Genomic DNA, 25,097 nt, shown 5'->3' with positions numbered 1-25,097 from the left:
GTAAACTTATAACATTCTTAACTTTAAGGCATGTATCAACAGGTTATTCAGGCAATCGAAAATATCATCCCGCTGGACGCAGCGGAAAAGACTTTTATCACTTCACTTTTTAAGCTTAAAAATTACAATAAACAGGATTATTTCCTGCGGGAAGGTCAGGTATGCAGGGCTGTAGGCTTTATCAACAGCGGGCTCGTACGTTATTACGCTACCGATGCCAACGGAGAGGAACAGCTTTACGATTTTGGTAAAGAAAATGACTTCATGTGTAACTACAGCAGCTTCCTGGACCATTCCCCGTCGGCCAGCAACATCCAGTTTATGGAAGACAGCGAGGTACTTTCTATTTCCTATGAAGATCTGCAACGGCTATACGCCGGCGTAAAACAGGGAGAACGTTTCGGCCGCCTGGTATGTGAACAACTCTACGTGTATGCCATCAAAAAAATAGCGTCGCTCTATGCCGATTCGCCCGAGCAACGGTACCTGCAGTTCCTGGCAGACTATCCCGGCCTGCAGCAACGCATCCCGCAATACTACGTTTCCTCTTTTGTAGGCGTAAAACCGCCGTCCCTGAGCCGTATCCGTAAAAGAATGGCTTCCCGGCAGATTTATTAACCCGGGTGAACGGACAGGTTTTAGTGTCGTCATAGCTTTGTTTCAACATTCAACAAAGCATATGAAACAGTTTTTTTATTACCTCACCCTGCTTACCGGTCTGCTCCTGGTCTTTATCGGCGCCCGTTTCCTGCTGCTGCCTATGCCGGCCGAAACCGCCTTTGGCATTCACACCGCCACCGGCGGCGATTATTCCTTTCATTATATCAAAGGCATCCGTGACCTGTTTACCGGCGCTATCATCGTGATCCTGTTACTGGCGCGGGAATTCAGGGCAGCCGGCTTCCTGTTGCTTGCCGGCAGCATCATCCCTATGGTGGATTTCTCCATCGTGATGAGCCACGCCGGCTATGAAACGGCCCATCTGTACCCACATGCCATCGCCGTAGTACTCTGCCTGACACTGGGCTTCCATTATATCCGCACGACCGCTAAATCCTAAGATCCATGTTACTTTTCAATATCCTGCTGATAATACACTTCGGCGCTTTCGCCGGCTACCTCTTTATCCTTGCCTCTTTATGGAAAGATGTCACCGTTCCCCGCGACAAAACCGGGTTGATACTGGGCATCACTATCCTGCTCACCGGTATCGCCCTCGCAGCGCTGAAATACCCGGCCATCAACTATTACAAGGTGATACCCAAACTGCTGATATTCGGAGTGATCACAGTGCTGAACGGCCGCTTTTCCGACAAGCCTTTTACACGGCCGGCCTATTACTGGCTGACAGGCCTCACCCTGCTGGCAGCACTGATTGCTGTCGTCCGTGTGTAAATACCGGTAAAACGTCGTATCTATGTAAAACCGGACGTACAGATGTATCAAAACCGGACGTACCACTGTTTTCAGCGTGCCGTAACTACCTGACAATCAACAGAACGGTAAAGTGGCACCATCCTAGTGGCAGCACTGTCTAAATTTTCCATCATGCTTCGGAGTCATTTCAGGATCGCTACCAGGAATCTGTGGAAACACAAGGGGTTTTCCGTTATCAATATCGCCGGACTCGCACTGGGCATCGCCTGCAGCCTGCTGATTTTCCTGTGGGTACAGGACGAAAGGAGCGTAGACACCTTTCATGCCAATAGCACACGGATTTACAGCGTATACAAAAGACTGTACCACGAGGGTTCCATTGACGGCGGCTACCAGACGCCCGGTCTGCTGGCGGATGAGCTGAAACGCACCATGCCGGAGATAGAAAAAGCTTCCGGCCTGGGATGGGCCAGCACCAAAGCTTTTGCTTCCGGCGATAAAATACAGCGGGAAGAAGGGCGGGCAGCCGGCGCCGACTTTTTTGAAATATTCAGTTACCCTTTGCTGGAAGGCACCGCCCGCGAAGCGCTGAGCGCCCCGGAAAATATCGCCATCTCCCGGAAGATGGCCACCGCTTTCTTCGGCAGCCCGGAGAAAGCCATGCATAAAACGATCCGGTATGATAACCGTGCAGACTTCACCGTGAGCGCGGTATTCGAAGACCTGCCGGCGAATGCGTCGCAACGGTTCGACTTCCTACTCAACTGGGAAGCCCTGAAAAAGGAAAACAGCTGGCTGCTCGATTGGGGCAACAACGGCCCGGAAACCATCATCCTGCTGCGCCCGGGCGCCAATGCCGCGCTGCTGGAACAAAAGATTGTCAGCTTCCTGCGCACCTATAACCGCCAGAACCCCGGTTACTACGCCGAACTGGGCCTGCAACGCTATGATGAACGTTATCTGCACTCCCGCTTCGAAAACGGAAAAATCAGCGGCGGCCGCATTACCTATGTCAAGCTGTTTAGCCTGGTGGCGGTATTTATCCTGCTGATCGCCTGCATCAATTTTATGAACCTGACCACCGCCCGCTCGGCCAACAGATTAAAGGAGATAGGCGTGCGTAAAGCAATGGGCGCCGTACGTGGCCAACTGGTCCGCCAATTCATCGGGGAAGCGGTACTGATTGCATTTCTGGCGGGCATACTGGCCTTGCTGCTGGTGATGCTCGTACTGCCGGCGTTCAACCAGCTGGCAAGCAAAGCCATTGTTCTGCCGCTGCACCAGCCGCTGTTCTGGGCCTCTCTCGCCGGACTAACGCTGTTCACCGGCGTTATTGCCGGCAGTTACCCGGCCCTGTTCCTGTCGTCCTTTCATCCGGTAAAAGTGCTGAAGGGGCAGCTGCAGCAAAAAGGCAGCAGCCTGTGGCTGAGAAAAGGACTGGTCACCTTTCAGTTTACCCTGTCTATCGTACTGATCATTTCCACCATCCTGGTGTCCCGTCAGATACACTTTATACAGGCCGCGAACCTGGGATACGACCGGGACAACCTTGTCTGCATCCCTGTAGAAGGCGACCTGGCAGCTCAGAAAACGGTGTTTAAACAGGAAGCGCTTCAACTGCCGGGCGTTATGGCTGTCAGCCAGATGCTGGGCAGCCCCACCGATCTGACCCTTCAGACCAATGGTGTTGACTGGGAAGGCCGCGACCCCAATGTAAAATCTTATTTCAATCACTCCACCGTAGGATATGATTTTGTAAAGACCATGCATTTGCAACTGACGGCAGGCAGGGATTTCTCCCGGGAATTTGCCACCGATTCTGTGGGTTATGTGCTGAATGAAACCGCCGCCAAAAAAATCGGGTTTAAAGCGCCGGTCGGGCAACAGCTCAGTTTCTGGGGTAAAAAAGGACAGATCATCGGCGTGGTCAGAGACTTCCATTTCCAGTCGCTGCACAAGCAGATAGAACCGTTGATCTTACGGCTGGACAACAGCCGGGCCAGCGGTATCTTCGGCACTTTCCAGGCAGGCAGCTTCCTGGTACGGATACAACCGGGAAAAACGCGGCAGGCATTGAGCGCCCTTGAACAGCTGCACCAACGGCTAAATCCACGGTATCCGTTCAGTTATCAGTTTTCTGACCTTGAATATGACCGGCTGTATAAAAGTGAGCAGGTAATTGGCCGGTTGTCCGTTATCTTCGCAGTGCTGGCAATTTTTATTTCCTGTCTCGGATTATTGGGACTGTCGGTTTTCACCGCAGAGCAGAAAACCAAAGAAATCAGTATCCGGAAAATACTTGGCGCCAGCAGCCTGTCCTTGTTCCGTGTCCTGTCGGCCGACTTCATGTTGCTGGTGGGCCTGGCTTTCCTGATTGCCGTGCCCCTGGCCTGGTATGCCATGCATCAGTGGTTACAGCAATTTGCCTATAAGACCAGCATAACCTGGTGGACATTTGCACTGTCGGGCCTGCTGGCTGTGATGATTGCCCTTGGAACGGTGAGTATACAGGCAATCCGCACCATCAACATCAATCTTATTAAAAGCCTGAGAGGCGAGTAAAAATATTGCGTTAAAAAGCGAACGCAGGTATGTTAGAAGTATTATACAGCAGGGTGTCTTTTACAGGCGCCCTTTTTTAATGCTATCACCAGCCTTCAACGACTGTCAGCATATCTGACGACCATAAAAAAGCCGGTGCAACTGCACCGGCTTTTCACAGTATATCCTGCAACGTTAGTTAACGCTGCCTAATATCGTATTACCGCTTCCAGCCGGCATATCATACAGCTTCGTCAGGTTCTTGCCTTCAATATCGCAGGAATAGATATCTTCCTTATACGTTTCGTTGGTGCCTGATGACACGATGAAGAAAAGTTTTCTGCCATCCGGAGAAAGCCGCACTTCGTCGCCCAAAGACTGGCCGGCGCCCAGGGCAACATTTACCTTAACTTTTCGGGAACCATCAGGGTTCATGGTCCATATTTCAGATCCTACGTTATGACGGTACTGTAAAAACACAACTTTGTTATTCAACAGCGTTACAGGTGTTTCCGCCTCTGCAGATTTTTTACAACTGATCTGGAATATCAGTATGGAAGCTGAAAACATCAACAGAGCGAAGGATCCAAGGATGAGTTTTTTCATGGTTTAAGTTTACATTTAGGTTGAACGCCCAATATATATAACGGAAACTTTACATTGTAAAATATTTTAAATCAAGTTCTCATGTAATCCATTTACGATTTTTCTGTAAAAATTGTAAGTTCGTTGAAACAGTATTCCCAAGATGGAGACATTGCAAACCGAACGGCTATTCATACAACCCATCACAACCCATGAAGCTGCCTTTATTTTTGTACTGGTGAATACCCCTGCCTGGAAACGGTTTATCGGCGACCGGCATGTACATCATATCGACGACGCTATTGGTTATATACAACGGGTGATAGACAACCCGGACACTGATTTCAGGGTGGTATGCCGGCAACAGGATCAGCAGCCGCTGGGAATTGTTACCGTTATCAAGCGGGCATATCTGCCGCATCATGATATTGGCTTCGCTTTCCTGCCGGAGCATGCCAGCCAGGGTTATGCTTTTGAAGCCGCATCCGCCCTGCTGGAAGCGCTGAAAAAAGATAAAACGCACACCCATATCCTGGCGACCACGCTGCCGGACAACAAACGTTCTATCCACTTACTTGAAAAGCTGGGACTTCATTACAGTGAAACAATCCTGTACAATGGCGAAGAACTGTTGTTGTTTGAAAAGTTGCTGGCTTAAGTATATCCATCACCCTGTAAATTTTCCATGCTCATGCTACTCCGGAACAAAAATGCTGTTATTTATGGCGCAGGCGGCTCATTGGGCGGCGCCGTGGCAACAGCGCTGGCACAGGCCGGCGCCCGTGTATTTTTAACCGGCCACCGGCTGGCTTCCGTTCAACAAACGGCCGACAGGATAAAAGCTGCCGGCGGACAAGCCACCGAAACTAAATAAAAAAGGCAGCCGCAGTGGCTGCCTTTCCTTGCAGTTATAACTGATATAATGGTTTATAAAGTCCGTCCGACAATAGCACCACGTCGCGGTGCAGTGCTTTCAGCCGCTCCACATTTTCCGTGATCGTTGTTTTGGATACGCATAGCACCGCCTCCATTTTCTCCTGCAGGCCGGCCGGCAGCTTCGCAGCGCCCTGCAGTTGCGCCGTCACTCTTTTATCTCCCAGCGGATACCGTTCATTGATCGCAAACAAAGCCGCCATCATATTCTTCACCGCCCGGGCCAGGCAACCGACCGTGTTATACACATCCTGCTTCTCCGCAAAACCGGCAGTTTGCCAGAGTGTAAAATCAGCCGACCATAGTGATTCCCGGATGATCGTTTCCTTCAGCGCCGGCGGGTATACTGATACTATTTCTTTCCAGGCCGCCAATACACCGGCAGGATCGTACAATGGCCGGCAGATACTGACTTCCGCCAGGTAAATGACAGAAGAAAAACCATAAGGAGGCTGCTGCTCATAATGATTTTCCCATATACCCTGCTGCGCCTTGTCGATGGTTTCCTGCACCTGCTGTACATTCCGGTATAAAAAATCTACTTTACCCGCTGTCGTCATCATCCATGCGCCACCATTCACCCAGGGGCCCCATTCGTAAAAACCGGTCACCGTAGCGGGACTCACAGCATACTGCGCTACCACGCGGCTGATATCTTCGGCCTTAAACGGCTTATCGGCATGATAGTAAATCCCGATATCCAGGTCAGACTGATCCGATGCCATTCCTGCGGCGTAAGAACCACCCAGCACAACGGCCGCCACACCTTCCACCTGTTGCAGGCTGTTGGCGATCCGGGTTAATAGTTGTTGTTTATTTTCAGATAAATGCATGATTACGGGTTGATTAACTGACCGGACAACCAGCATTCCACCTGGATGATTTCATTGACCAGCGGCGCTTTTTCGAAAAAGCCGGCATCCGCCACCACGTCTATCTCTCCGCCGAGCGTATCTACCAGCAGCACGTAGAAGATCTGCCCGGTAAGAGCGTTCTTCCTTCCCTCCGCGCGTTTGATAGTGCCCGTAAAAAAACCGAATGCCTCCGGCATATCAGGCTCTCCCTCTTCGGACGCCGAAAACAATCCACTGGGAATAAATGACTGTACCGCAAATTTGGGCTCTTTTGTTTGTGCAGCGTCGAAAGCTGCTTCGTTTTCATACAGCTGCACATCCTGTGCAAAGGCCGTCAGCTGAATTTCGACATCGGCCGGAAAGGACAAGGGATCCAGCGTTTTGAAATCAGGCACGTCGAATACAAAAGGATAAAGCCCGCTTTCCGGCTGTTGTTGCGCCGCAGGTTCAGCCCAGGCATAAAAGCCGCCGTCCAGCGGCCTCTCCGGCCTTTCCACCGTGGCTGTCAAACAAACTTTCCGCCGGCTGCTTCCTTTATAATGTGGATTAGCGCCAATACATTCGTTCGCGTTATTGAGCTGTATCCACAGTTCTGCGCCCGATTCATCCGCATACACCGCATATGTTCCGTCATTCACCCTGATGAGCGTACTCTCGTGATACGTCTTCTCCAGCAAATCCTGAAATTCCTCTTCCGTATTAATATCAAAACCGATGTCTGAAAAGTTGCTCATATCATTTCCGTTTAAAGCGGGAAAGGTACAAAGTCGATCACAATCCCGGAAGATATTTTTACGTTAAACAGGTCTAAATTTTTAATTAATTATTGTTTTACGATAATTAATTATTATTTTTGAAACATCAATTTAAATTCCCATGTAAAATGCGCCGCACTAAAATCATCTCGAAAATACTGTTTTATATCAGCAGGACGCTGGCCATGGGCTACCTGCTGATGATCGTTTATGCCGTTGTTTGTTTACTGACAGGATGGAATGTACAATCAGCAACATCGGGAGGGGCGTTTGTCAATATCCTGTTTCCCTTTACCAACAGCCCGTTTCTGATCATCGATACCGCACCCACCTATATCATTTTCTCTTTTCTGTTGCCGCTCGTGCTCTACAGCCTTTTTTTCTGGCTGGCATCAGAAGTGTTCAAAGTATTTCACCAGCCCAGGCTGTTTTCTTCAGAGAATGTCGTCCACCTGCGGCGCTTCTATCTTTTCAATGTGTTCATCCCCGGCGCGGCAGCCTTGTTGTCAAGGCCTTTCACAGTAGTAGAAAAAGATATCTGGCTGTTGGTCATCGTTCATTTTTTCCTGGGTATCTTCATCTATTTTCTCGCCGCGATTTTCACACAGGGCTTACAACTACAAAAAGAACAGGACTTATTCATATAGTTATGCCAATTATCGTAAACATCGACGTAATGCTTGCCAAACGTAAAATGCAAAGCAAAGAATTGGCAGAACGGCTGGGCATCACCCCGGCAAACTTATCGATACTGAAAACAGGGAAAGCCAAAGGTATTCGTTTTGACACCCTCGAAGCGATCTGCCAGATCCTCGACTGTCAGCCCGGCGACATCCTGGAATACAGACCGGAAGTATAATCCATCCATATCATACGCTAAAAAAAGCAATGAATTTCATTGCCAGGAATCGTATTGCCCAAACATTTATGCCATGAACAGACTTGACATTGATCAGCTATCCGTTACCTATCAGAACGGCGTAAAAGCATTGCAGCATATATCGCTGGATATCTCCAACGGTATGTTCGGCCTGTTGGGACCTAACGGCGCCGGCAAGTCCACCCTGATGAAAACAATTATGGGCCTGCAACGTCCCCGGCAAGGCACCATTACATTCAATGGAGAAGACGCGGTGGAAAACCCCGCTTTTCTCAGAAGACAAACCGGTTTCCTGCCCCAGGACTTCGGTGTTTACCCCAAAGTGTCCGCCTATGACCTGTTACAACATCTTGCCATATTAAAAGGGGTAAATAATGCACGCCAACGGAAAACACAGATACTGGACCTGTTAGCGAAAGTGAACCTGTATGATGTGCGGCACAAAGCCGTACATACTTTTTCCGGTGGAATGAAACAACGGTTTGGCGTGGCGCAGACGCTGCTCGGCCATCCGCAGATGATCATTGTAGACGAGCCTACGGCCGGACTGGACCCCGAAGAGAGAAACCGTTTCAATATCCTGCTCAACGACATCAGTGAAGAGATGATCGTTATACTGTCCACGCACCTGGTGGAAGATGTGCGGAACCTTTGTTCGCGGATGGCCATTATCCGCCAGGGCACATTGCTGGCCACCGGAGCGCCGGAAGACATGATAACCGGCCTGCAGGGAAAAGTATGGACAAAGGTGATCCCGGCCGCAATGCTGTCAGCGTACCGGGAGCATTACCCTATCATCGGCCAGCAGCTGATTTCCCGGGAAATGCATATCTCGGTATACGCAGACCATCAGCCGGCAGACTTTTCAGCCGCTGTGCCCACCCTCGAACATGTTTACTTTCACACCTTATGCCTCTCCGCATGAATGCTGTTTTTCTGTTTGACGTCCGTCAGTCTTTCAAAAGCGGACTTTCCTGCGCCGGCGCTGCACTGTTGCTGCTGACGGGCGTATTTGCCGGCTATAACTTCCACCTCTACGCCGGAGAGGGCGTTGGCCCCAACGCCCCCTACAGCATCGGTTTTATACTGGGCATACTCAGTTTATCCGTCATCTTTATCGCCACCGTATGTGCCTCCACGTTATTATTCCGGGAATGGGACAACCGTTTCGACGCGCTGCTGTTCAGCACTCCGCTGAGCAAAGGACGTTACATATCCGGACGGCTCCTCGCCCTGTATGCGGTTACCGCTGCCGGCTTTCTGTGGATGACCATCGGGTTTGCAGCCGGGCAGCATCTGCGCACAGGCGCCACCGTATCATATTATTATTACGGTTACGCCTATATCATTTTCGGCGCTATCAACAGCCTCTTTGTATGCAGCGTATTGTTTTTCCTGGCCTGGCAAACAAAGAACAAACTGATGATGGCGCTGGGTGGCCTGCTGCTATATGTATTATACATGGTTACGCTGCTTTTTTCAGATGCGCCTTTTATGGCCCAGGCCTCCCCGCAGCCGCTCTCCGCCCAACAACTATCCGCCCTGACAGATCCTTTCGGCTTATCGGCTTACTTTTATAGGAGCCGGGATTTCATGGTCATACAGCGTAAAACATTGCTGGTACCGCTGTCAGGTTATTTCCTTGTCAACAGGCTGGGTACAGTGGCTTTATCCCTGCTGTTGATCACCATCGGTTACAAACGATTCAGTTACACCCTGCGGCAGACACCGAAAGCCAGTATAGCGCCGCCGGCAGATAAGCTCAGCACTGCAGTCTACACACCGGCAATCACCGGCAACGACTTACGTACACGGGCACACGCTGTATGGTCGTTTACCCTCATGGACATCCGGCAAACGCTCAAAAGCATCCCCTTCGCCGCCAGTGTGCTGCTGCTGCTTTTTTACATGGGCATGGAATTGTACGGCACCATAGAAAGCGGTATCCGTTTGCCGCAACAATACGCCAGCTCGGGACTGCTGGCCGGTGCTATTCTAAAGAACTTTCACCTGGCAGGCGTACTGCTGCTGGTTTACTTTGTACATGAACTGTACTGGAAAAGCAGTATGGTCAGGCTTACGGCCCTGGAAAACACGACCATTCACCGCGCCGCCAAACTATGGGGGCACTGGTGCAGTTGCCTGTTGCTGCTGAGCGGTTACACAGGCATCCTTATTTTACAGGCCATCCTGTTCCAGGTGGCATACGGCTATCCGCACATCGACCTGGCCGCGTATGGCGGCATCATTTTGTTTAACACCTGCCCCTTGCTGCTGCTGGCCGCGATGCTGTTGCTGTTCCATCAATGGGCCCGCCATCACTATGTAGCGTCGGGGTTATGCATGCTGACCGCGCTCATCACCGCAAGCCCTCTATCGCGCTATGTCCTGACGACGCCATTACTACGTTTCTTCACAGGGCACAGCGGTCCCTACAGTGATTTTACCGGTTACGGCAGTTATACATTCTTCTTTACGCAACGGCTTCTCTTCGGCACCGGTGTAGTGGCATTACTCTGGCTGATAAAGGATAAACCAAAGGGTAAGCGATGGGGACTGTACATTATGTTGCCTGGAATCGGCGCATTCTCTGCCATCCATCTGATGACAGCATATCATCCCCGGGATGACAGGGCACAGCACGCTGCAGCAGCCCGTTACGAAAAACAGTATCGTCATTATCGATCCGTTCCCCAGCCGGTGGTTACTGCCGTCACCACCAACATCCAGCTCTATCCGGCACAACAGCGCTATACAATCGCCGGTCGTTATGTTATAAAAAACAAGTCCGGCGTACCGGTCGATAAGGTATTACTCAATTTTGATGAAACGCTGGACATTGTACAGGCGGATTATATTTCTGCAAGGGATTCCATCCGTATCCTTCCACACGTGTCCGAGCTGACGTTAAAACATCCGCTGGCGCCCGATGACAGCGCTACCATTCATTTTGAACTTTCTTATCACTGGTCTGCCGTCAACGGCCATCAGTCATTCAATGCCATCATCGGCAACGGCTCCTTTATGCGCATCAGTCGTTATTACCCGCAAATTGGCTACCAGGCGGACCGTGAGCTGACTGACACCTTGTTGCGGCAGCAATATGCTTTAGGCGCGGCTACGGCTGTACCGAAGCTCGAAGATACCGTCCGGGCGCCGCAGGACTTTGTCCGGCTCGACATGGTCATCTCCACGGATTCCGCCCAGACCGCCATCGGCACCGGCGAGCTGACCTCCCAATGGCGGGCAGGCGACAGGAATTACTTCCGTTATCAGCCCGGGGTACCGGTACCGTTCCGTTTTGCCGTATCATCGGCCGGCTATCGCATCCAACGGGAACGGCACAACGGCGTTGAGATCAGGGTCTGTTATCATCCCCGGCACGCAGAGAATGTGGTGCGCCTGATCTCCGACGCACGGCAGGCACTGGACTATTGCAGGCAAAATTTCGGTCCTTATCCCTTTCGCAGCATCACGTTTGCCGAAATATCCTCTTTTACACGGGGCTTTGCCGGCACGGCTTATCCTGGTGTTATTTTTATGGCGGAAGACATGGTATTCCGTGCCAACATCGGTGCAGACGGGCAACAGGATGCAGTACATGAAATAACCGCCCATGAACTGTCACACCAGTGGTGGGGCAACAGCCAGATAGACCCCGACTACCGGGAAGGCGCCGTCCTGCTGACCGAAACGCTGGCTATGTACACCGAAATGATGTTATACAAGAAAAAATATGGTAAACAAAAAATGCAGGAAAGGCTGAAAATACATCAGCAGATTTATGAAGCGGAGAAAGGACTAACGGTCAATCAGCCCTTATATAAAGTATCAGGACAAAACACGCACATCGCTTATTCTAAAGGCGCGATGGTGATGGTAGCGCTGACAGACTTAATCGGGGAAGACAAAGTGAACCTGGCGCTGCAACATTTTCTGCAGCAGCACCATTACCCGCTCCCCAAGCCGGTTTCCACCGACCTGATACAGGCCTTCCTGGCAGTCAGCGAAGCCAGGCACCATGCACAGATCAAAAAAATGTTTATGGAGATATAATCAAAAGGCCCCGGAAATTATTGCCGGGGGACCTTTTTATTGTATTTTTTCAATGAGTGAAATCTTAATACCGTTAAAACAATCGTCTGCGCAGTTGTCCGGCACAAAGCCGCAGCTGGATATCAGCCCATTGTTGTTGGCTTCAAAATACACCTTTGCGTCACTTCTTTTCTTCAACCATTCTTCCCGGGCTTTCTCATATATTTCGTCCAGTGTGAGTGAAACGCCGAGATCCGAATGAGCATTGAGGTTGGATTCATTTTCTTCCCACTGTGCGTACACTTCTATCTTTGGTGGCTGCGTATCGTGGTTAAGGCGTTTGGCTACATAAGCGCGGTGCGCCACTTTCCCTGATTTTACCGTAACGGTTACTTCAGTGCTGCTGCCGGTCCAGGAGCCCCAAATCTGCTTGTAGCGGTAGGAATTATCACTGGAGGTCTTAAATTCCTGCCAGGCCCGGTAGCTCCGGTTAAAATCATTTTTGTATTCTATCTTGTCTTTTTTGCATGCTACAAACAAGATAGCAGTGATCAACAGTACAAGGGTGTAAATGTTGTTTTTCATGCACGTAGATTTATGCGTAGAACGGGCCGGGAGGCAATAATGTTACAACACATTATTCTTATCATGCATGAAATATGGGGACAGGCTCCCCGTGGTTATTTATCACCGGGTTTCATCGTGGCCTGGCGGTGGCCCAGGCCCCAGGTGATCATAGCGTCAAACACCGGCTTAATGTCTTTACCCGACTTCGTCAGTTCATACTCAACGATGACCGGCAAGCTATCATGTACTGTCCGGGAGATGATACCGTTTACCTCCAGTTCCTTTAACTCTTTAGACAGCATCCTCGGGTTGATGTCCGGGATAAACCGTTCTATTTCGCTGAAGCGTTTTTTGCCGGTAGTCAGTGCACCGATGACGTGAAGCTTCCATTTGCCGGTCAGCACGTTCAGCGCATCGTTTAACGCGAGCATATACTCTTTGGGACAATCCTGCGGCGACAGGCGGAAATCGACCCAGGAATCGTATGGCTTTTTCATATGTAACAATTGAAGGCTCCTATACGCTGGTATAGGGCTATACTCCTGTATAGCACTTACTCTTTTATAGTAAAGCTAGCCTAATTTTATGGCATCAAAAATCAATTTTATGCAACAACAAAAGTCTGCGCTCAACATCCTGATCTGGACAGTACAGTTACTGCTGGCAGCGCTGTTCCTGCTATCAGGCATCATGAAGCTGGGATATCCCATCGCGAAACTGGCTGCCATGTACCCGTGGACGGGACAGGTATCGCCGGTATATGTACGTCTGCTGGGAGTGGTAGATCTCGCGGGAGGATTGGGGCTGCTATTGCCATCGTTACTGCGAATCCGGCCGACGCTCACCGTATGGGCCGCTATTGGCATTATTGTACTGATGCTACTGGCCACCTTATTTCATATTTCACGGGGAGAAGCGTCCGTTACAGGGTTTAATATGATCGTGACTTTGCTGGCAGCCGTAGTCGTGTGGGGAAGAGCACGCAAATATCCTGTCTACCCCAAAGCTCATTGCCGGCAGGCCTGATCACCGGCACGCCGTTACAACTGAATCGGCTTATAGGCAAGCGCCTTATCCACAATTTCTTCGGGCGTTAAATCATCGTAGAATATATAGTTGGCGATATTCGGGTCAGGAACATTTTGTATCAGCAGGTCCAGCAGCCGGTCCTGTTCAGCCTCCGATCCCTGGGCATCGACTATCTTTCCGGCGATATTTATCAGTTCACTTCTTGTCATTGCGTTAAGGTAGCATTTAATTGCTATTTTAGTTTTATGAAGATGATGACCGGATATGAGCCCATCCTGCAGAATGTAGCCAAACACATTTCTCTTACCGGGGAGGAAACAGCTTTCTTTTGTTCGTTGCTGCAGGAACGGCAGTACCACAAAAAAGAATATCTCCTCCGGGAAGGGAGTGTCTGTAATCAGCTGGTCTTTCTCACCAGTGGCTGTGTAAAAAGCTATCTGCTGGACCAGAAAAGCAATGAGCATATTTTAACCATCGCCATCGCCGACTGGTGGGTAGCCGATTATCAAAGCCTGGTTTTTGACACGCCGTCGGAGTTGTTTATCGAAGCGGTGGAACCTACTACGGCGCTGCTGCTGACGAAAGCAGACCGGGAACTCCTTTTTTCCCGGATACCCCGCTTTGAACAGTACTTCCGGATACTCACCGAAAGGGCGTTTGCCATGAGCCAGCAGCGGATCACCGATATCCTGAGCTTGCCGGCGGCGGCGCGATATGAGCAGTTTCTCCGGCGCTACCAGCGTATTGCGGCTTCTTTCAACCAGCAACAGATTGCCTCCTTCATTGGCGTAACGCCGGCATTTTTTAGCCGGATGCTGAAGTCAAAGCGGTCTTCCTGAAAATTTTTTCCTGCCACTTGACCTAAGTCAAGTGGCATTTTTTTGTTTATCCCCACCTTTGCCCTGTAAAGCGCTTTACTCCTTTTTTTTCTGATTTAAATTTTCTCAGCTCATGAACATACGCCACCTGCGGGTGTCCGTACCGGCACTCGTTTTACTGCTTCTTGCAGGAAACTTATTTGCACAAAACAAAAAATCAGCTATGAAAAAACAAGCGCTCCTGATCATCGATGTACAAAATGATTATTTCAAAGGCGGCAAAATGGAACTGGCGGGCCCGAAAGCCGCTGCCGCCAACATCCGCCTGATAGCCGACAACTGCCGCCAAAAAGGTATCCCGGTGATGTATGTTCAGCATAAAGCAGATCCTTCCGGCGGTTTCCTGATTGCCAATACCCCCGGCGCGGATATATACCCGGGTGTACAACCGCTGGCCGGCGAGAAAATCATCGTGAAGCATTATCCTAATAGTTTCCGGGAAACGGAGCTGCTGACACACCTGCGGCAGGCCGGTATTACCGACCTGATCATTACCGGTATGATGACCCACGCCTGTGTGGACGCCACTACCCGGGCAGCCAAAGACTATGGCTTTAACTGCACCGTGGTGGCCGACGCCTGCGCCACCAGGGACCTGGAAGTCAACCGGCAGACAGTGCCTGCCGCAGAAGTACAGCGGTCGCTGATGGGCGCCCTTGGCTTCTATTACGCCAACATTGTCAACACACAGGCATATTTACAATAGCCTTTCTTCTAAAAAACAAGCAGCGTTATAAGGGTATAACGCTGCTTATTTTTACATTTACAGCAGTAACCCACTGCTATGTCTACCGATAACCTGACAAACGAACAACGACCGAAGGAGCTTAACAAGCTGCCTAGAGCTACCAATGCCGCTATCCGGACTATGTTTACAGACATAGATGAAGTATTCATTAAAGAAGACGGTGTATATAACGACAAGGCGATGTCCGAAAACGTACTGCTTCATCTTACACAAACAGCCGATGTCAGCCGGCTGGGGCAACTGCTTGAAATTGATGAAGCCAATACCGGCTTCTATTGTATGTGCCCTGGCACCTACGCCATAGAGCTCCACTCCCGTGGTAAGATGCGTCATATCATAGGGTTTCATCATGAAGTATCCATTCGTTACAGCGGCTGGAACGGCGACGCAGCGCTTTCCAACAATGAAGCCCTGCTGGCTTTTCTCTCGGAGCTTGGCTTCTCCCGGCCATGGGAGGATTATATGCAGGCGCGGAGAAACAGGCAGGCCGACCAGGTAGCAGAAGAAAACTGGTTTTCAACAGCACCTAAAACATTCCGGAAGTACCGGGACAAAATGGGCGGCCTGGAAACGGGTTATCTTCCTGCGCTGATACAGGACCTGGATAACGAAATACCGGACCGGCAACAACAGATCGTTGCGCTGCTCCGGACATACGGACAAAGCGATAAGTTCTGGAGCGGCTATCCCAGCTACGAATCTGTACCGGAAGATATCCTGAAGACTTTTGACATAAAGAATATCATCCATGCCTATTTACAGTCAGACAGAAATTACAAAACCAGGGCAGGACTTGGCCGGTTCCTTTGTTCATTTGACTTTAAGACGATAAGAAAGAACTTCCTGAAGAACATTCCCCCGGCGGTGGTGGCCGATCTTGAAAATTACTTTAATCACATCAAGGACCAAAGAGGGATCAATGAAATATTCAGTTTAAAGAAAGAACTGGAAAAGATAATGTCTTAATTCCGCATATTCCTGTGCCCGTCATACACATAGCCCCACCTTATGCTATTTTGTTAACGTGCTATTATATTATTAGGAATCCAAACAAATTTATTAACTTAACATCCCCAATAACTATATACGTTATTCGACTTTTACTTTCTACCCTCAAAATACCATTACAATGGAACCTAAAACCGTAAACGAAGCACCACCCAAGCCTGTACAAGTGCCGTACCGGCCCGAAACATTGCCATTATCCTGACAACCGGACAAGAAAGCCACCGCACTGCCATCGTGGGCCAGGCAGACAATCATAGCGGCGGTGTAAACGATTAAATGCGACTGCTGTATGTTTAGCCATACAGCAGTCGTTGTTGTTTATTGCTGCCAATACTCCGCTTCCGGACCTCGCCGGGAGCCGCCAGCATTCCTGGCCATTGCATCGTTTACCGTAAGCCCGGGCGCTTTCGCCACTAACACCATGGCTAAAGAGGCTGCGCAGCTGAGGACATACCTGTTGTTTAGCTTTTAACGCCGTTATGCGTTGCCGGCAGCGGCGTTGTACTTTTTTTCATCCGTTGTCATCGCCCGTCCGGTTTTGTTGGGCTGGCCCTTACCGGTGGTGATCAGGCTATACAGGCTTTCCCGTATGTAATGGTTCCAGCCGTTGACGCAAACGTCGTAACATTCATAGTCGGGCAACAACCCTTCATGTACGAAATGTAGTTTGGTCTTGCCGTTTTCTTTTGTGATGTCGAAGACAACACGGGTATCTACCCATTCCGCTTTGGCGTTTTCGGACCCGTCATGTACAACATGCTCCCCGAAGAGATGGGGTTTGAATTGATTTTCCAGCACCAGCCAGACAACCCTTTTGTCAGGTACTGATTCTATCAATTCCATTTTCGAGCGATGGATGTCTTCAAAATGATAATCGAAGATGTCGCCTGCTTTGCTTGTATCTCCTTCAATTTCTTCTGACCACCAGGCACGGGGGTTGGTAATGGCTTTATATACTTCAGAAGGGGACTGGTCTACCAGCAAGGTGGTAGTGAAACTTTGATCTGCCATAATGCATGATTTGGTTTAGTTAAACTGATGATGATTTAATTAGTAACCGATCGGTTACACAATTTCTGACCCGAAGGTATCACCTAAACAGAATTTACAGCCAGTGCGTAATAGACATTCTTACGGGGTGATCCGGACATTCTTTTATCCCTGCTGACATAACGTTGTCCCGAGTATGCAAGCGGCGCTCTTGGGGACTTTATCAGCACTAATTGCCTGGACTGTTAAAACTTTTAATGGTATTACCATCATAACGATACACGCCACCTAAGGCGCCAAACCAGATATTTCCTTTATCATCTTCCAAAATCCCGAAACACATCGGGTTATGGGCTATTTCGGTTACCGTTGGCTTTTTACCGGACAAAGACTTCCCGTCATAACGGGACAGCGCCCAGGCTTCATTGGAATAGTACTTTCCGTCATACTTCGGAAGTGCCAGCGCCTGGTTATGCGCCCTTTCTGAACTGGTCCAGATATTACCTTTTTTGTCCTCCATGATGTAACCAACAAACTTCCGGGTGAAATTGGTAAATGTACTGCCATCATAGCGCCAAAGACCATCTGCTCCGCCCAGCCAGATATTGCCTTTTTTATCTTCGATTACAGTACGAACATTCTTAAAAGGTTGGCTCCCGCGGGTAACAGCAGTAAATGTTTTCCCATCATAGATGAAGGTATTGCCCCTGGTAGCCAGCCACAACCGGCCTCTTTTGTCTTCAATCATGGCGTTCACTTCATAAGGGGGTCTATGCGAAAACGTTTTGCCTGTCCGGTCTTCATTCATTGTTTCTCCATTGATGATAAAGTTCTGAAAAGATTTCCCATCATAACGGCTGGCGCCTCCAAAAACCCCCAACCAGATGTTCCCTTTTTTATCTTCATAAATACTGCCCACATCATTATTCAAAAGACCGTCCGCGGTGGTGAAATGTTGAAAGGATTTCCCATCGTAATAATAAACACCCGAGCCGATAGAGCCGAACCAGTAGTTTCCTTTACTGTCTTCCAAAACAGAAAAAAAGCGGGCGGAACTCACTTTACCTGTGATTTTGGTAAAAGCCTTTCCATCATACCGGAAAATACCATCAAAAGCAGCTACCCAAATGTCGCCCTTCCTGTCTTGCAGGATATTCCGGGTGATCTTTTTAGGTCCGCTGGTATCGGAGCTGCTAATAGTCTTGCTCCCTTCTGTTGGTGTTTGTCCATAGGAGACAAAAAAAGACATTAAGTACAAAGTACAAGCGAGAATATATCTCATAATTCATTTATTTAATTTTAGTAATCGCTGAACGGGTCCGATTATGGTCAATGCAGCTTTTCTTTTTTTGTAAACCCCGGGGCATTTTTTACCTTTCATAGTATATCAACGTTGATACGGCAAAACTACTTTGATATCCTCAGCGCGGAGCATCCGGACTGTAAATAGAATTGTAAATTTTGTAAATAAACACTTGACACTATGCATGTTAGTCAGCATTTGCTGCCCGGAAAACGCAAATACCTGTTGGGGGTGCTACTGTTCCTGGTGATGGTTATTATCTGCGTGGCTTTCAGTATGGAGGACAGTGATGATTTTAATATTTCCAGAAGGGAAGTTTTACTCCGCAGGATCGGACATGAACTGCTTTTACAGTCGGGCGACAGCACGTCGAGGGTACTCCCGGTGAAAAAGATCGCAGACAATGAGTATCAGATCAGGTTTGAGCATGACCTTACCTTTCAACCGGACTCGCTGGTGAATACTACCCGGCGTTTACTGGCGCAGGACCCGCTGGCGCGTGATTATATTGTAAATGTGCTGAACTGCGGCACCACCAGCGTTGTCTACGGGTACGCTATAGCCCAAAACAGAAAAGATGATATTGTAGCCTGCAGAGGAAGGCACCAACCTACCGCATGTTACATGATTAACATCAAGTTTAAGGCGTTGGGCATGAATACTGCAAAAAGCAAATATCTGTTGGGGAGCCTGCCATTTTTAGCATTGGCGGGGTTTCTTTTTTTCAGATCTGTTAAGCCGCGAAGAACCTTACCTGAAAATAGTCAACCTGCGGGCATGATTACTTTAGGCGCAATTTCTTTTGACGCACGGCATCGTCAGCTTATCATAAATGGGAATACGGTAGATCTAACCGGAACAGAAGCCCGCGTATTGCACATTTTCGCCTTATCACCCAACGAGGTAATTGAGAGAAGCCGGCTGCAAAAAGAAATCTGGGAAGATGAAGGCGTTATTGTGGGGCGTAGCCTGGATATGTTCATTTCCAAACTCAGAAAAAAACTGGAACCTGATCCGGATGTTAACATTGTTGTGGTACGGGGGAAAGGGTATAGGCTGGAAGTTGGCGCTTGAGAAGCATCTTTTTGCGTGCGGAATTGCCAAAACAAAAAAGCCCTGCATAAATGCAAGGCTTTAATTCCCTAAGTCGGGGCGGCAAGATTCGAACTTGCGACCTCCTGCTCCCAAAGCAGGCGCGATAACCGGGCTACGCTACGCCCCGAAGTCCCCGCGGGTTCCGCTTTTCAGTACTATTGTCCTGATTAGTGGAGTGCAAAGGTAGGGATATTACAACGATATTCAAACATTTTTCAGGCAAAAATCTGATCATTCGCTGAAGACACCCGTCAGCAGGGCATCTTCAGCGAATATTTTTTATGCGGACACCGGCATCCGGATAATGATTTTCCCCTGCGCGGTCCCTTTGTGCTGTGCAGCGAAGGCTGCTTTCATCCCGGAGAACGGGAACACGCCGGCTATTTTAGTAACGATGCTGCCATCGTGCAACAGCCGCGCGATGTCTTCGATAGCGCTTTCTTCACTGGTCACCATTTTAAAGGCGGCATTGAGTCCCTGCGCTGCATAGCGCTGCTGCTGCACTTTAGTCAGACCGGAAGGCAGGTAAAACAGCGGCGCACCGGGCTTCAGGTGACGGGCAAACCAGGTGGCGTCATTGCGGCCGCCGGCATCCAGGATAAAGTCCAGCTGCAGGGGCGCTGCGGTGGCTGCGTCGAAGGAGGCATAGTCCAATACCTCGTCGGCGCCCAGCTCAGCAGCCAGCGCCACGTTGCCCGTGCTGGTCAGCGCAATAACATAAGCGCCCAGGTGCTTTGCCATCTGCACGGCATAATGCCCTACGCCGCCGGTAGGCGCGGTGATCAGGACACGGTCGCCCGCTTTTACGCTGTAATGCCGCGTGAGGCACTGCCAGGCGGTAACGGCCGCCAGCGTGGCGCCGGCGGCTGCTTCGAAGCTGACATGCGCGGGCTTCGCCGCCAGGTGGGCGGCCGGCGCAGCCACATATTCGGCATAGGCCTTACCATGACCAGGGAAACGTACCATCCCGAAAACGGCATCACCGGCTTTAAACTTGGTGACATCGCTGCCCACGGCAGTCACCACACCGGCAATATCCCATCCCAGGATAATGGGCGAAACGCCGTCCAGTACGCCGGCAGCGCTGCCGCGTATCGTTTCGCCGTCACGCACAATGGTATAATCTTCCAGCGTTTTTATATCCACCGGGTTGATAGCCAGCGCATGGGTCTTCACCAGCACTTCATCGGCGGCAATATCGGGAATGGCAGTTTCGGTAACCGCCAACGGAGCGGCAGGGTCGAGTTTTTCTAATACTATAGCTTTCATCTTGCGGTATTTTTAATACCCGCAAAGGTAGCCGGGCTACCGCCGGCACAGCGGTAAACAAAAAGGTAACACCGGTAACGAGATGGGATACCCCCGGCGGGACAACTCCCAAATCCGTAAATTAGCGGTATGGAAAAAGCACATGCGCCTTTTAGCGTCAGCATAGAAACACTGGACCACTGGGAGAAAAGAAACCGCCGGAACAACTTTTTCGAACTGGTATATATCATCGAAGGGAAAGGGGAACAGTGCGTCAACTACAACCAGATACCCTACGGACAAGGCAGCGTCTTCCTGCTGCCGGCTTCGGACTGCCATACATATACGATCACGGAGAAAACTACTTTTCTGTTCATCCGTTTTACCGCCACTTATTTCTCCAGTGATGAAGACTGTGTGATCGACTTCGGCAAGTGGTTCTGCCGGCTCAATTTCATCATCGGCAACTACAACCGGCTGCCGGGGGAACTGGTCAGCGACCCGACGGACAAACGCCACCTCGTTCACCTGCTGCATTTGCTGATGACAGAAACGGAACGGAACGACCCGCACACCCGCCGCATTATGCAGAGCTCTATGGTTACCGTACTGGAGCTGATTGCCCGCAACGTGGCGTCGGTGATGTCACCGCAAGCATTATACGAAGAGAAAAAATTTGCGGATATCCTGCTGCACATCCATTATCACCTGCTGGATGACGAGATGGTCTCCCCGCAATATCTAGCGGAAAAATTTCATATATCAACGACCTACTTCAGCGAATACTTCAAACGTAATGCGCATGAAACCTACCAGGAGTTCATTTTACGGTCCAAGCTGAAACTGGCGGAAGCCAAGGCCCTGTATACCGATATCCCGTTTAAGGAAATAGCATACGACCTCGGCTTCACCGACAGCAGTCATCTCAACAAAATGATGAAACGCTTTTATAACAAAGGGATGTCAGCTATCCGAAAAAGCGCTATAGCCGCCCCTTTGGCTTGATTTGTTCGTAGTCTGCCACACCGGTGCGTTTGGCCCATTCAAAATAAGCAGCCGACAACTCGTTGACCAGCTGCGGATTTTTCGCGGCCACATCGGTGGTTTCTCCCCGGTCTTCTTCTATGTTGTACAACTCCCACCGGTACTGCGGATAGATAGACACCAGCTTCCACTTGCCTTTGCGAACCGCGCGGTTACCGGCCCTCTCCCAGAACACCGGCTCGTCGCGACGCAGCTCTTCTCCATGAAAGAAAAGCCCTGTCAGGCTCCGGCCGGGTAACGGGTTCGGATGTACGCCTTTGTACTGCTGCGGATACCGTGCTCCGGCCAGCTCATAGAAAGTAGGCGCCAGGTCAATCAGGTGCGCAGTGCCCCGTGCAATGCTTCCAGCTTTGATTCTGGCCGGGTACCAGGCGATCAGTGGGGAACTGATCCCCCCTTCATACATGAAGTTTTTAAACGCGCGGAAAGGTGTATTAGACACATACGACCAGTTTTTACCCTGCGACTCAAAAGAACCGGCAGTACCTACCGGGCCTGTGTTTCGCGCGGCACGCTTCCCGCCCCAGTGCGCCACGTCTTCCGCCGGCGCACCGTTGTCCGAAATGAAAACGACCAGGGTGTTGTCTTCTTTTTTTAACGCTTTCAGCTTATCCAGCACCTTGCCCACGCCCTGGTCCATACGGTCTACCATAGCGGCATACACTTCCATCTTCGCTTTCCACAGTTCCTTTTCATCGTAGGTAAGGCTGTTCCATTCGGGAACGTCCGCATCCCGCGCAGCGATCGTCTGTTTCGGGTCCAACAGCCCCAGCTGCCGCTGCCGCGCCAGCCGTTCGCTACGTAACGAATCCCAGCCGATATCATAGCGCCCTTTGTATTTGGCGATATCTTCCGGAAGCGCCTGCAGCGGCCAGTGGGGCGCGTTAAAAGCGAGATACAGGAAAAAAGGTTTATTGCTTTTATTTTGTTCGTCGAGGTATTTCACGGCATGCGCTGCAATCTCGTCGGTGAAATAATAACTGTTGTCCGCCGGATGCAACCGCTGGTTGTTTTCTACCAACACGACCGGGTACTCCGTTCCAAACAGCGGCATCGGTTTGGCGTCAAAATAATCTGCGCCGCCGCCGATCACGCCGTAGTACCGCTCAAAACCACGCTGGTTAGGCCATGCGAGGCTGTCATTTCCTACATGCCATTTGCCGGACATCAGCGTACTGTAACCTGCTGTTTTCAGCACTTCCGCCAGCGTGAGGGATTCTTTATTAAGAAACCCCTGATACGCGGGCAACCCGAGGTTGACATCGAAATAACCGACACCCGCTTTATGCTGGTACTGCCCCGTCATCAGCGAAGCGCGTGTAGGTGCACAGATAGAGTTGTTGTAAAACTCCTTCAGCCGCAGGCCTTCTTTGGCAAGACGGTCCAGGTTGGGCGTGTGGATCTCCGACCCATAAGCGCCCAGATCGGAGTAGCCCATATCATCTACCATAATGAGGATGATGTTGGGCTTTTTTTGTTGTGCGTGTATATTGCCCGCAACGGCCACCTGTATGATGGCCGCCAGTGCTATCCCTATTTTTTTCATGTTTGTTTTTTTTAGATGATGACCTTATTGTTTCCTGCCTGCCGGCGATGCACCCCCTCCTGTCGGACCAGCAAATCCTGCAGGACCAACGGGTTTGATCCTGTCATAATCCACCACATTGTTGTCTCTGGCCCACACGTCGTAAGCGGCTGACAGCTCTTTCACTACCTGCGGCTGTTGCGCGGCGAGGTCGGTGGTTTCACCACGATCACGGTCTATGTCGTACAGCTCCCATTGTTTGGAGGGATAAGAAGATATCAGTTTCCATTTACCTTTGCGCACGGCCCGGTTGCCCGCCCGCTCCCAGAACAAAGGCGTGGCTCTGTCTATCTCCCGGAGGGAGAAAAATAAAGGCGCAAGGCTCTCTCCCTGTAAGGGATTGGTGGTAACATGCTGATAACTGGCGGGATAAGCCGCGCCTGCCACTTCATAAAAAGTAGGGGCCAGGTCTATCAGATGGGCAGTGCCACGGGCAATACCGCCACCTTTGATTTTGGCGGGGAACCAGGCGATCAGCGGAGAACTGATACCACCTTCATAGGCGCTGGCTTTGTATGACCGGAAAGGAGCATTAGACACATGCGCCCAGCTTTGCTCCTGGTAATCATATGAACCGGCAGTCCCGACAGGGCCGGAGTTACGTTGTCTTTTTCTTCCGGCAGGTATAAAACCACCCTGAGCACCATTGTCGGAGATAAACACGATGAGCGTATTATCATCTTTCTTCAGCGCTTTCAGTTTATCGAGTATTTTGCCAATACCCTGGTCCATACGGTCTATCATGGCGGCATACACTTCCATTTTTTTCTCCCACAGTTTCTTTTCATCGTAGGTAAGTCCTTCCCATAACGGCACCTCCGGATCAGGCGCAATCGTTGCATCTGCTTTGATCAGCCCCAGCTTCTTTTGCCGGGCGATCCGCTCGTTGCGCAAGGAATCCCAGCCAATCGCGTAACGGCCTTTGTATTTGGCGATATCTTCCGGGAGCGCCTGCAAGGGCCAGTGTGGCGCATTGTATGCGACGTACAGGAAAAAAGGTTTGTTGGTATGACTTTGTTCGTCGAGGAATTTCACCGCATGACCGGCAATTTCGTCTGTCAGGTAATGTCCTGGTTCGAGGTTAAAGCGCCGGTTGTTTTCTACCAGCGGCACCGGTGGTACTTTATCGGAATAACTGCCGATATCAAAATAGTTGCTGGCGCCGCCGATGAAACCAAAGAAACGATCAAATCCGCGCTGGTTGGGCCAGTAGATACTGTCGTCGCCAACATGCCATTTGCCGGACATCAGCGTGCTGTAGCCGGCTTGTTTCAGCACTTCCGCCAGTGTGAGGGATTCGCGGTTCAGGTATCCCTGGTAAGCCGGTAGTCCCAGGTTGACATTAAAAAAGCCAATGCCGGCTTTATGGTTGGACTGGCCCGTCAGCAGGGAGGCACGGGTAGGCGCACAGATGGAGTTGTTGTAAAACTCCTGTAACCGCAGGCCTTCGGCCGCCAGCCGCGACAGGTTGGGCGTTTGTATTTCTCCGCCATAGGGCGCAATGTCGGAGTACCCCATATCATCTACCATGATGAGGATGATGTTGGGTGGCTGTTTCTGCTGTGCCATGCTCCAGCTGAAGCAGCCGAGCAAAGCAAGGGTGGTGAGCATTTTCTTCATCATACATACTTTAAAAGCGGTA

At 50.3% G+C, this 25,097-nt stretch carries 28 protein-coding genes and 1 tRNA gene; 17 read left to right on the top strand and 12 right to left on the bottom strand.

Going from position 1 to position 25,097, the window contains the following annotated elements; all coding sequences use genetic code 11:
- Nucleotides 1-30: 30 nt before the first annotated feature.
- The 4 genes from HF324_RS04080 to HF324_RS04065 all read left to right on the top strand — a co-directional run bounded on the left by HF324_RS04080 (nt 31) and on the right by HF324_RS04065 (nt 3,939).
- Complete coding sequence (locus HF324_RS04080) at nt 31-618, top strand: Crp/Fnr family transcriptional regulator (RefSeq protein ID WP_168809788.1); 588 nt, start codon at nt 31-33, stop codon at nt 616-618.
- Between the two features lie 61 nt (nt 619-679).
- Nucleotides 680-1,060, top strand: coding sequence for a DUF4267 domain-containing protein (locus tag HF324_RS04075; protein ID WP_168861954.1), 381 nt, complete (start codon nt 680-682; stop codon nt 1,058-1,060).
- A gap of 5 nt (nt 1,061-1,065) precedes the next feature.
- A complete protein-coding gene (locus tag HF324_RS04070; protein ID WP_168809784.1) occupies nt 1,066-1,395 on the top strand; it encodes a hypothetical protein in 330 nt (109 codons plus the stop codon).
- Nucleotides 1,396-1,548: 153 nt separating this feature from the next.
- A complete protein-coding gene (locus HF324_RS04065) occupies nt 1,549-3,939 on the top strand; it encodes an ABC transporter permease (protein WP_168861953.1) in 2,391 nt (796 codons plus the stop codon).
- Between the two features lie 174 nt (nt 3,940-4,113).
- Here HF324_RS04065 and HF324_RS04060 read toward each other — a convergent pair whose 3' ends face one another.
- A complete protein-coding gene (locus HF324_RS04060) occupies nt 4,114-4,524 on the bottom strand; it encodes a TolB-like translocation protein (protein WP_168861952.1) in 411 nt (136 codons plus the stop codon).
- A 142-nt stretch (nt 4,525-4,666) separates the two neighbouring features.
- Here HF324_RS04060 and HF324_RS04055 point away from each other — a divergent pair, with 142 nt between their 5' ends.
- Complete coding sequence (locus HF324_RS04055) at nt 4,667-5,161, top strand: GNAT family N-acetyltransferase (protein ID WP_168809779.1); 495 nt, start codon at nt 4,667-4,669, stop codon at nt 5,159-5,161.
- 33 nt (nt 5,162-5,194) lie between these two features.
- Complete coding sequence (locus HF324_RS04050) at nt 5,195-5,377, top strand: hypothetical protein (protein ID WP_192023225.1); 183 nt, start codon at nt 5,195-5,197, stop codon at nt 5,375-5,377.
- Between the two features lie 34 nt (nt 5,378-5,411).
- Here the strand turns inward: HF324_RS04050 and HF324_RS04045 are convergent, their stop codons facing one another.
- The gene (locus HF324_RS04045) at nt 5,412-6,269 is read right to left on the bottom strand and encodes a nucleotidyltransferase domain-containing protein (RefSeq protein WP_168861951.1); all 858 of its coding nucleotides are present in this window, start codon (nt 6,267-6,269) and stop codon (nt 5,412-5,414) included.
- A gap of 2 nt (nt 6,270-6,271) precedes the next feature.
- Nucleotides 6,272-7,024 (bottom strand): hypothetical protein, encoded by a 753-nt coding sequence (locus HF324_RS04040; protein WP_168861950.1) that lies wholly within the window; start codon nt 7,022-7,024, stop codon nt 6,272-6,274.
- A 149-nt stretch (nt 7,025-7,173) separates the two neighbouring features.
- Between HF324_RS04040 and HF324_RS04035 the strand changes: the two genes are divergently transcribed.
- From HF324_RS04035 to HF324_RS04020, 4 genes are all read left to right on the top strand, one after another.
- A complete protein-coding gene (locus tag HF324_RS04035) occupies nt 7,174-7,692 on the top strand; it encodes a DUF2975 domain-containing protein (protein WP_168861949.1) in 519 nt (172 codons plus the stop codon).
- Between the two features lie 2 nt (nt 7,693-7,694).
- On the top strand, nt 7,695-7,904 hold the full coding sequence (locus HF324_RS04030; RefSeq protein ID WP_168809771.1) for a helix-turn-helix domain-containing protein: 210 nt from the start codon (nt 7,695-7,697) through the stop codon (nt 7,902-7,904).
- Between the two features lie 73 nt (nt 7,905-7,977).
- Nucleotides 7,978-8,850, top strand: a complete 873-nt coding sequence (locus HF324_RS04025; RefSeq protein ID WP_168809769.1) for an ABC transporter ATP-binding protein — start codon at nt 7,978-7,980, stop codon at nt 8,848-8,850.
- Nucleotides 8,847-11,981, top strand: coding sequence for an ABC transporter permease/M1 family aminopeptidase (locus HF324_RS04020; RefSeq protein ID WP_168861948.1), 3,135 nt, complete (start codon nt 8,847-8,849; stop codon nt 11,979-11,981). The genes HF324_RS04025 and HF324_RS04020 overlap by 4 nt, the downstream gene beginning before the upstream one ends.
- A 36-nt stretch (nt 11,982-12,017) precedes the next feature.
- Here HF324_RS04020 and HF324_RS04015 read toward each other — a convergent pair whose 3' ends face one another.
- Both HF324_RS04015 and HF324_RS04010 read right to left on the bottom strand, forming a co-directional pair.
- Nucleotides 12,018-12,545 carry a hypothetical protein gene (locus tag HF324_RS04015; protein WP_168861947.1) on the bottom strand — a complete coding sequence of 176 codons (528 nt, stop codon included), beginning with the start codon at nt 12,543-12,545 and terminating at the stop codon, nt 12,018-12,020.
- Nucleotides 12,546-12,640: 95 nt separating this feature from the next.
- On the bottom strand, nt 12,641-13,024 hold the full coding sequence (locus HF324_RS04010; protein WP_168809764.1) for a winged helix-turn-helix transcriptional regulator: 384 nt from the start codon (nt 13,022-13,024) through the stop codon (nt 12,641-12,643).
- A gap of 109 nt (nt 13,025-13,133) precedes the next feature.
- On the opposite strand from HF324_RS04010, the gene HF324_RS04005 reads away from it, so the two are divergent.
- Nucleotides 13,134-13,553, top strand: coding sequence for a DoxX family protein (locus HF324_RS04005; protein WP_220100669.1), 420 nt, complete (start codon nt 13,134-13,136; stop codon nt 13,551-13,553).
- 14 nt (nt 13,554-13,567) lie between these two features.
- On the opposite strand, the gene HF324_RS04000 is transcribed toward HF324_RS04005, so the two are convergent.
- The gene (locus HF324_RS04000) at nt 13,568-13,765 is read right to left on the bottom strand and encodes a bacteriocin immunity protein (protein WP_168809760.1); all 198 of its coding nucleotides are present in this window, start codon (nt 13,763-13,765) and stop codon (nt 13,568-13,570) included.
- 36 nt (nt 13,766-13,801) lie between these two features.
- Here HF324_RS04000 and HF324_RS03995 point away from each other — a divergent pair, with 36 nt between their 5' ends.
- The 4 genes from HF324_RS03995 to HF324_RS03980 all read left to right on the top strand — a co-directional run bounded on the left by HF324_RS03995 (nt 13,802) and on the right by HF324_RS03980 (nt 16,662).
- Nucleotides 13,802-14,395, top strand: coding sequence for a Crp/Fnr family transcriptional regulator (locus HF324_RS03995; protein WP_168809758.1), 594 nt, complete (start codon nt 13,802-13,804; stop codon nt 14,393-14,395).
- 202 nt (nt 14,396-14,597) lie between these two features.
- Nucleotides 14,598-15,140, top strand: a complete 543-nt coding sequence (locus HF324_RS03990; RefSeq protein ID WP_168861946.1) for a cysteine hydrolase family protein — start codon at nt 14,598-14,600, stop codon at nt 15,138-15,140.
- Between the two features lie 78 nt (nt 15,141-15,218).
- Complete coding sequence (locus HF324_RS03985) at nt 15,219-16,148, top strand: hypothetical protein (protein ID WP_168809754.1); 930 nt, start codon at nt 15,219-15,221, stop codon at nt 16,146-16,148.
- A 331-nt stretch (nt 16,149-16,479) separates the two neighbouring features.
- Nucleotides 16,480-16,662 (top strand): hypothetical protein, encoded by a 183-nt coding sequence (locus tag HF324_RS03980; RefSeq protein ID WP_168809752.1) that lies wholly within the window; start codon nt 16,480-16,482, stop codon nt 16,660-16,662.
- A gap of 5 nt (nt 16,663-16,667) precedes the next feature.
- On the opposite strand, the gene HF324_RS03975 is transcribed toward HF324_RS03980, so the two are convergent.
- On the bottom strand, nt 16,668-17,201 hold the full coding sequence (locus HF324_RS03975; protein WP_168809749.1) for an SRPBCC family protein: 534 nt from the start codon (nt 17,199-17,201) through the stop codon (nt 16,668-16,670).
- A 208-nt stretch (nt 17,202-17,409) separates the two neighbouring features.
- Nucleotides 17,410-18,429, bottom strand: coding sequence for a ligand-binding sensor domain-containing protein (locus tag HF324_RS03970; protein ID WP_258539418.1), 1,020 nt, complete (start codon nt 18,427-18,429; stop codon nt 17,410-17,412).
- Nucleotides 18,430-18,663: 234 nt separating this feature from the next.
- Here HF324_RS03970 and HF324_RS03965 point away from each other — a divergent pair, with 234 nt between their 5' ends.
- A complete protein-coding gene (locus tag HF324_RS03965; protein ID WP_168809745.1) occupies nt 18,664-19,557 on the top strand; it encodes a winged helix-turn-helix domain-containing protein in 894 nt (297 codons plus the stop codon).
- Between the two features lie 73 nt (nt 19,558-19,630).
- Here HF324_RS03965 and HF324_RS03960 read toward each other — a convergent pair.
- Together HF324_RS03960 and HF324_RS03955 are read right to left on the bottom strand one after the other, a co-directional pair.
- Nucleotides 19,631-19,705: transfer RNA gene (locus tag HF324_RS03960), tRNA-Pro, on the bottom strand.
- Nucleotides 19,706-19,857: 152 nt separating this feature from the next.
- Nucleotides 19,858-20,847: an NADP-dependent oxidoreductase gene (locus tag HF324_RS03955; protein ID WP_168809743.1), complete on the bottom strand. Its 990-nt coding sequence runs from the start codon at nt 20,845-20,847 to the stop codon at nt 19,858-19,860.
- A 129-nt stretch (nt 20,848-20,976) separates the two neighbouring features.
- Here HF324_RS03955 and HF324_RS03950 point away from each other — a divergent pair, with 129 nt between their 5' ends.
- Nucleotides 20,977-21,831: an AraC family transcriptional regulator gene (locus tag HF324_RS03950; RefSeq protein ID WP_168809741.1), complete on the top strand. Its 855-nt coding sequence runs from the start codon at nt 20,977-20,979 to the stop codon at nt 21,829-21,831.
- Here the strand turns inward: HF324_RS03950 and HF324_RS03945 are convergent.
- Together HF324_RS03945 and HF324_RS03940 are read right to left on the bottom strand one after the other, a co-directional pair.
- Nucleotides 21,809-23,416 (bottom strand): arylsulfatase, encoded by a 1,608-nt coding sequence (locus HF324_RS03945; RefSeq protein ID WP_168861944.1) that lies wholly within the window; start codon nt 23,414-23,416, stop codon nt 21,809-21,811. The genes HF324_RS03950 and HF324_RS03945 overlap by 23 nt on opposite strands.
- 24 nt (nt 23,417-23,440) lie before the next feature.
- On the bottom strand, nt 23,441-25,078 hold the full coding sequence (locus HF324_RS03940; RefSeq protein WP_220100668.1) for an arylsulfatase: 1,638 nt from the start codon (nt 25,076-25,078) through the stop codon (nt 23,441-23,443).
- Nucleotides 25,079-25,097 lie beyond the last annotated feature (19 nt).

It is taken from the genome of Chitinophaga oryzae, assembly GCF_012516375.2.
GTDB classification, from domain to species: Bacteria; Bacteroidota; Bacteroidia; order Chitinophagales; family Chitinophagaceae; genus Chitinophaga; species Chitinophaga oryzae.
The sequence above is the reverse complement of the archived record's forward strand: the minus strand, read 5'-3'. Positions and strand labels throughout refer to the sequence as shown.

What these genes read in the sequence shown, in the direction of transcription:
- HF324_RS04080 (WP_168809788.1), top strand. Translation starts at nt 31, where the DNA reads ATGTATCAACAGGTTATTCAGGCAATCGAAAATATCATCCCGCTGGAC.
- HF324_RS04075 (WP_168861954.1), top strand. Translation starts at nt 680, where the DNA reads ATGAAACAGTTTTTTTATTACCTCACCCTGCTTACCGGTCTGCTCCTG.
- HF324_RS04070 (WP_168809784.1), top strand. Translation starts at nt 1,066, where the DNA reads ATGTTACTTTTCAATATCCTGCTGATAATACACTTCGGCGCTTTCGCC.
- HF324_RS04065 (WP_168861953.1), top strand. Translation starts at nt 1,549, where the DNA reads ATGCTTCGGAGTCATTTCAGGATCGCTACCAGGAATCTGTGGAAACAC.
- HF324_RS04060 (WP_168861952.1), bottom strand. Translation starts at nt 4,524, where the DNA reads ATGAAAAAACTCATCCTTGGATCCTTCGCTCTGTTGATGTTTTCAGCT.
- HF324_RS04055 (WP_168809779.1), top strand. Translation starts at nt 4,667, where the DNA reads ATGGAGACATTGCAAACCGAACGGCTATTCATACAACCCATCACAACC.
- HF324_RS04050 (WP_192023225.1), top strand. Translation starts at nt 5,195, where the DNA reads ATGCTACTCCGGAACAAAAATGCTGTTATTTATGGCGCAGGCGGCTCA.
- HF324_RS04045 (WP_168861951.1), bottom strand. Translation starts at nt 6,269, where the DNA reads ATGCATTTATCTGAAAATAAACAACAACTATTAACCCGGATCGCCAAC.
- HF324_RS04040 (WP_168861950.1), bottom strand. Translation starts at nt 7,024, where the DNA reads ATGAGCAACTTTTCAGACATCGGTTTTGATATTAATACGGAAGAGGAA.
- HF324_RS04035 (WP_168861949.1), top strand. Translation starts at nt 7,174, where the DNA reads ATGCGCCGCACTAAAATCATCTCGAAAATACTGTTTTATATCAGCAGG.
- HF324_RS04030 (WP_168809771.1), top strand. Translation starts at nt 7,695, where the DNA reads ATGCCAATTATCGTAAACATCGACGTAATGCTTGCCAAACGTAAAATG.
- HF324_RS04025 (WP_168809769.1), top strand. Translation starts at nt 7,978, where the DNA reads ATGAACAGACTTGACATTGATCAGCTATCCGTTACCTATCAGAACGGC.
- HF324_RS04020 (WP_168861948.1), top strand. Translation starts at nt 8,847, where the DNA reads ATGAATGCTGTTTTTCTGTTTGACGTCCGTCAGTCTTTCAAAAGCGGA.
- HF324_RS04015 (WP_168861947.1), bottom strand. Translation starts at nt 12,545, where the DNA reads ATGAAAAACAACATTTACACCCTTGTACTGTTGATCACTGCTATCTTG.
- HF324_RS04010 (WP_168809764.1), bottom strand. Translation starts at nt 13,024, where the DNA reads ATGAAAAAGCCATACGATTCCTGGGTCGATTTCCGCCTGTCGCCGCAG.
- HF324_RS04005 (WP_220100669.1), top strand. Translation starts at nt 13,134, where the DNA reads ATGCAACAACAAAAGTCTGCGCTCAACATCCTGATCTGGACAGTACAG.
- HF324_RS04000 (WP_168809760.1), bottom strand. Translation starts at nt 13,765, where the DNA reads ATGACAAGAAGTGAACTGATAAATATCGCCGGAAAGATAGTCGATGCC.
- HF324_RS03995 (WP_168809758.1), top strand. Translation starts at nt 13,802, where the DNA reads ATGAAGATGATGACCGGATATGAGCCCATCCTGCAGAATGTAGCCAAA.
- HF324_RS03990 (WP_168861946.1), top strand. Translation starts at nt 14,598, where the DNA reads ATGAAAAAACAAGCGCTCCTGATCATCGATGTACAAAATGATTATTTC.
- HF324_RS03985 (WP_168809754.1), top strand. Translation starts at nt 15,219, where the DNA reads ATGTCTACCGATAACCTGACAAACGAACAACGACCGAAGGAGCTTAAC.
- HF324_RS03980 (WP_168809752.1), top strand. Translation starts at nt 16,480, where the DNA reads ATGTTTAGCCATACAGCAGTCGTTGTTGTTTATTGCTGCCAATACTCC.
- HF324_RS03975 (WP_168809749.1), bottom strand. Translation starts at nt 17,201, where the DNA reads ATGGCAGATCAAAGTTTCACTACCACCTTGCTGGTAGACCAGTCCCCT.
- HF324_RS03970 (WP_258539418.1), bottom strand. Translation starts at nt 18,429, where the DNA reads ATGTCTTTTTTTGTCTCCTATGGACAAACACCAACAGAAGGGAGCAAG.
- HF324_RS03965 (WP_168809745.1), top strand. Translation starts at nt 18,664, where the DNA reads ATGCATGTTAGTCAGCATTTGCTGCCCGGAAAACGCAAATACCTGTTG.
- HF324_RS03955 (WP_168809743.1), bottom strand. Translation starts at nt 20,847, where the DNA reads ATGAAAGCTATAGTATTAGAAAAACTCGACCCTGCCGCTCCGTTGGCG.
- HF324_RS03950 (WP_168809741.1), top strand. Translation starts at nt 20,977, where the DNA reads ATGGAAAAAGCACATGCGCCTTTTAGCGTCAGCATAGAAACACTGGAC.
- HF324_RS03945 (WP_168861944.1), bottom strand. Translation starts at nt 23,416, where the DNA reads ATGAAAAAAATAGGGATAGCACTGGCGGCCATCATACAGGTGGCCGTT.
- HF324_RS03940 (WP_220100668.1), bottom strand. Translation starts at nt 25,078, where the DNA reads ATGATGAAGAAAATGCTCACCACCCTTGCTTTGCTCGGCTGCTTCAGC.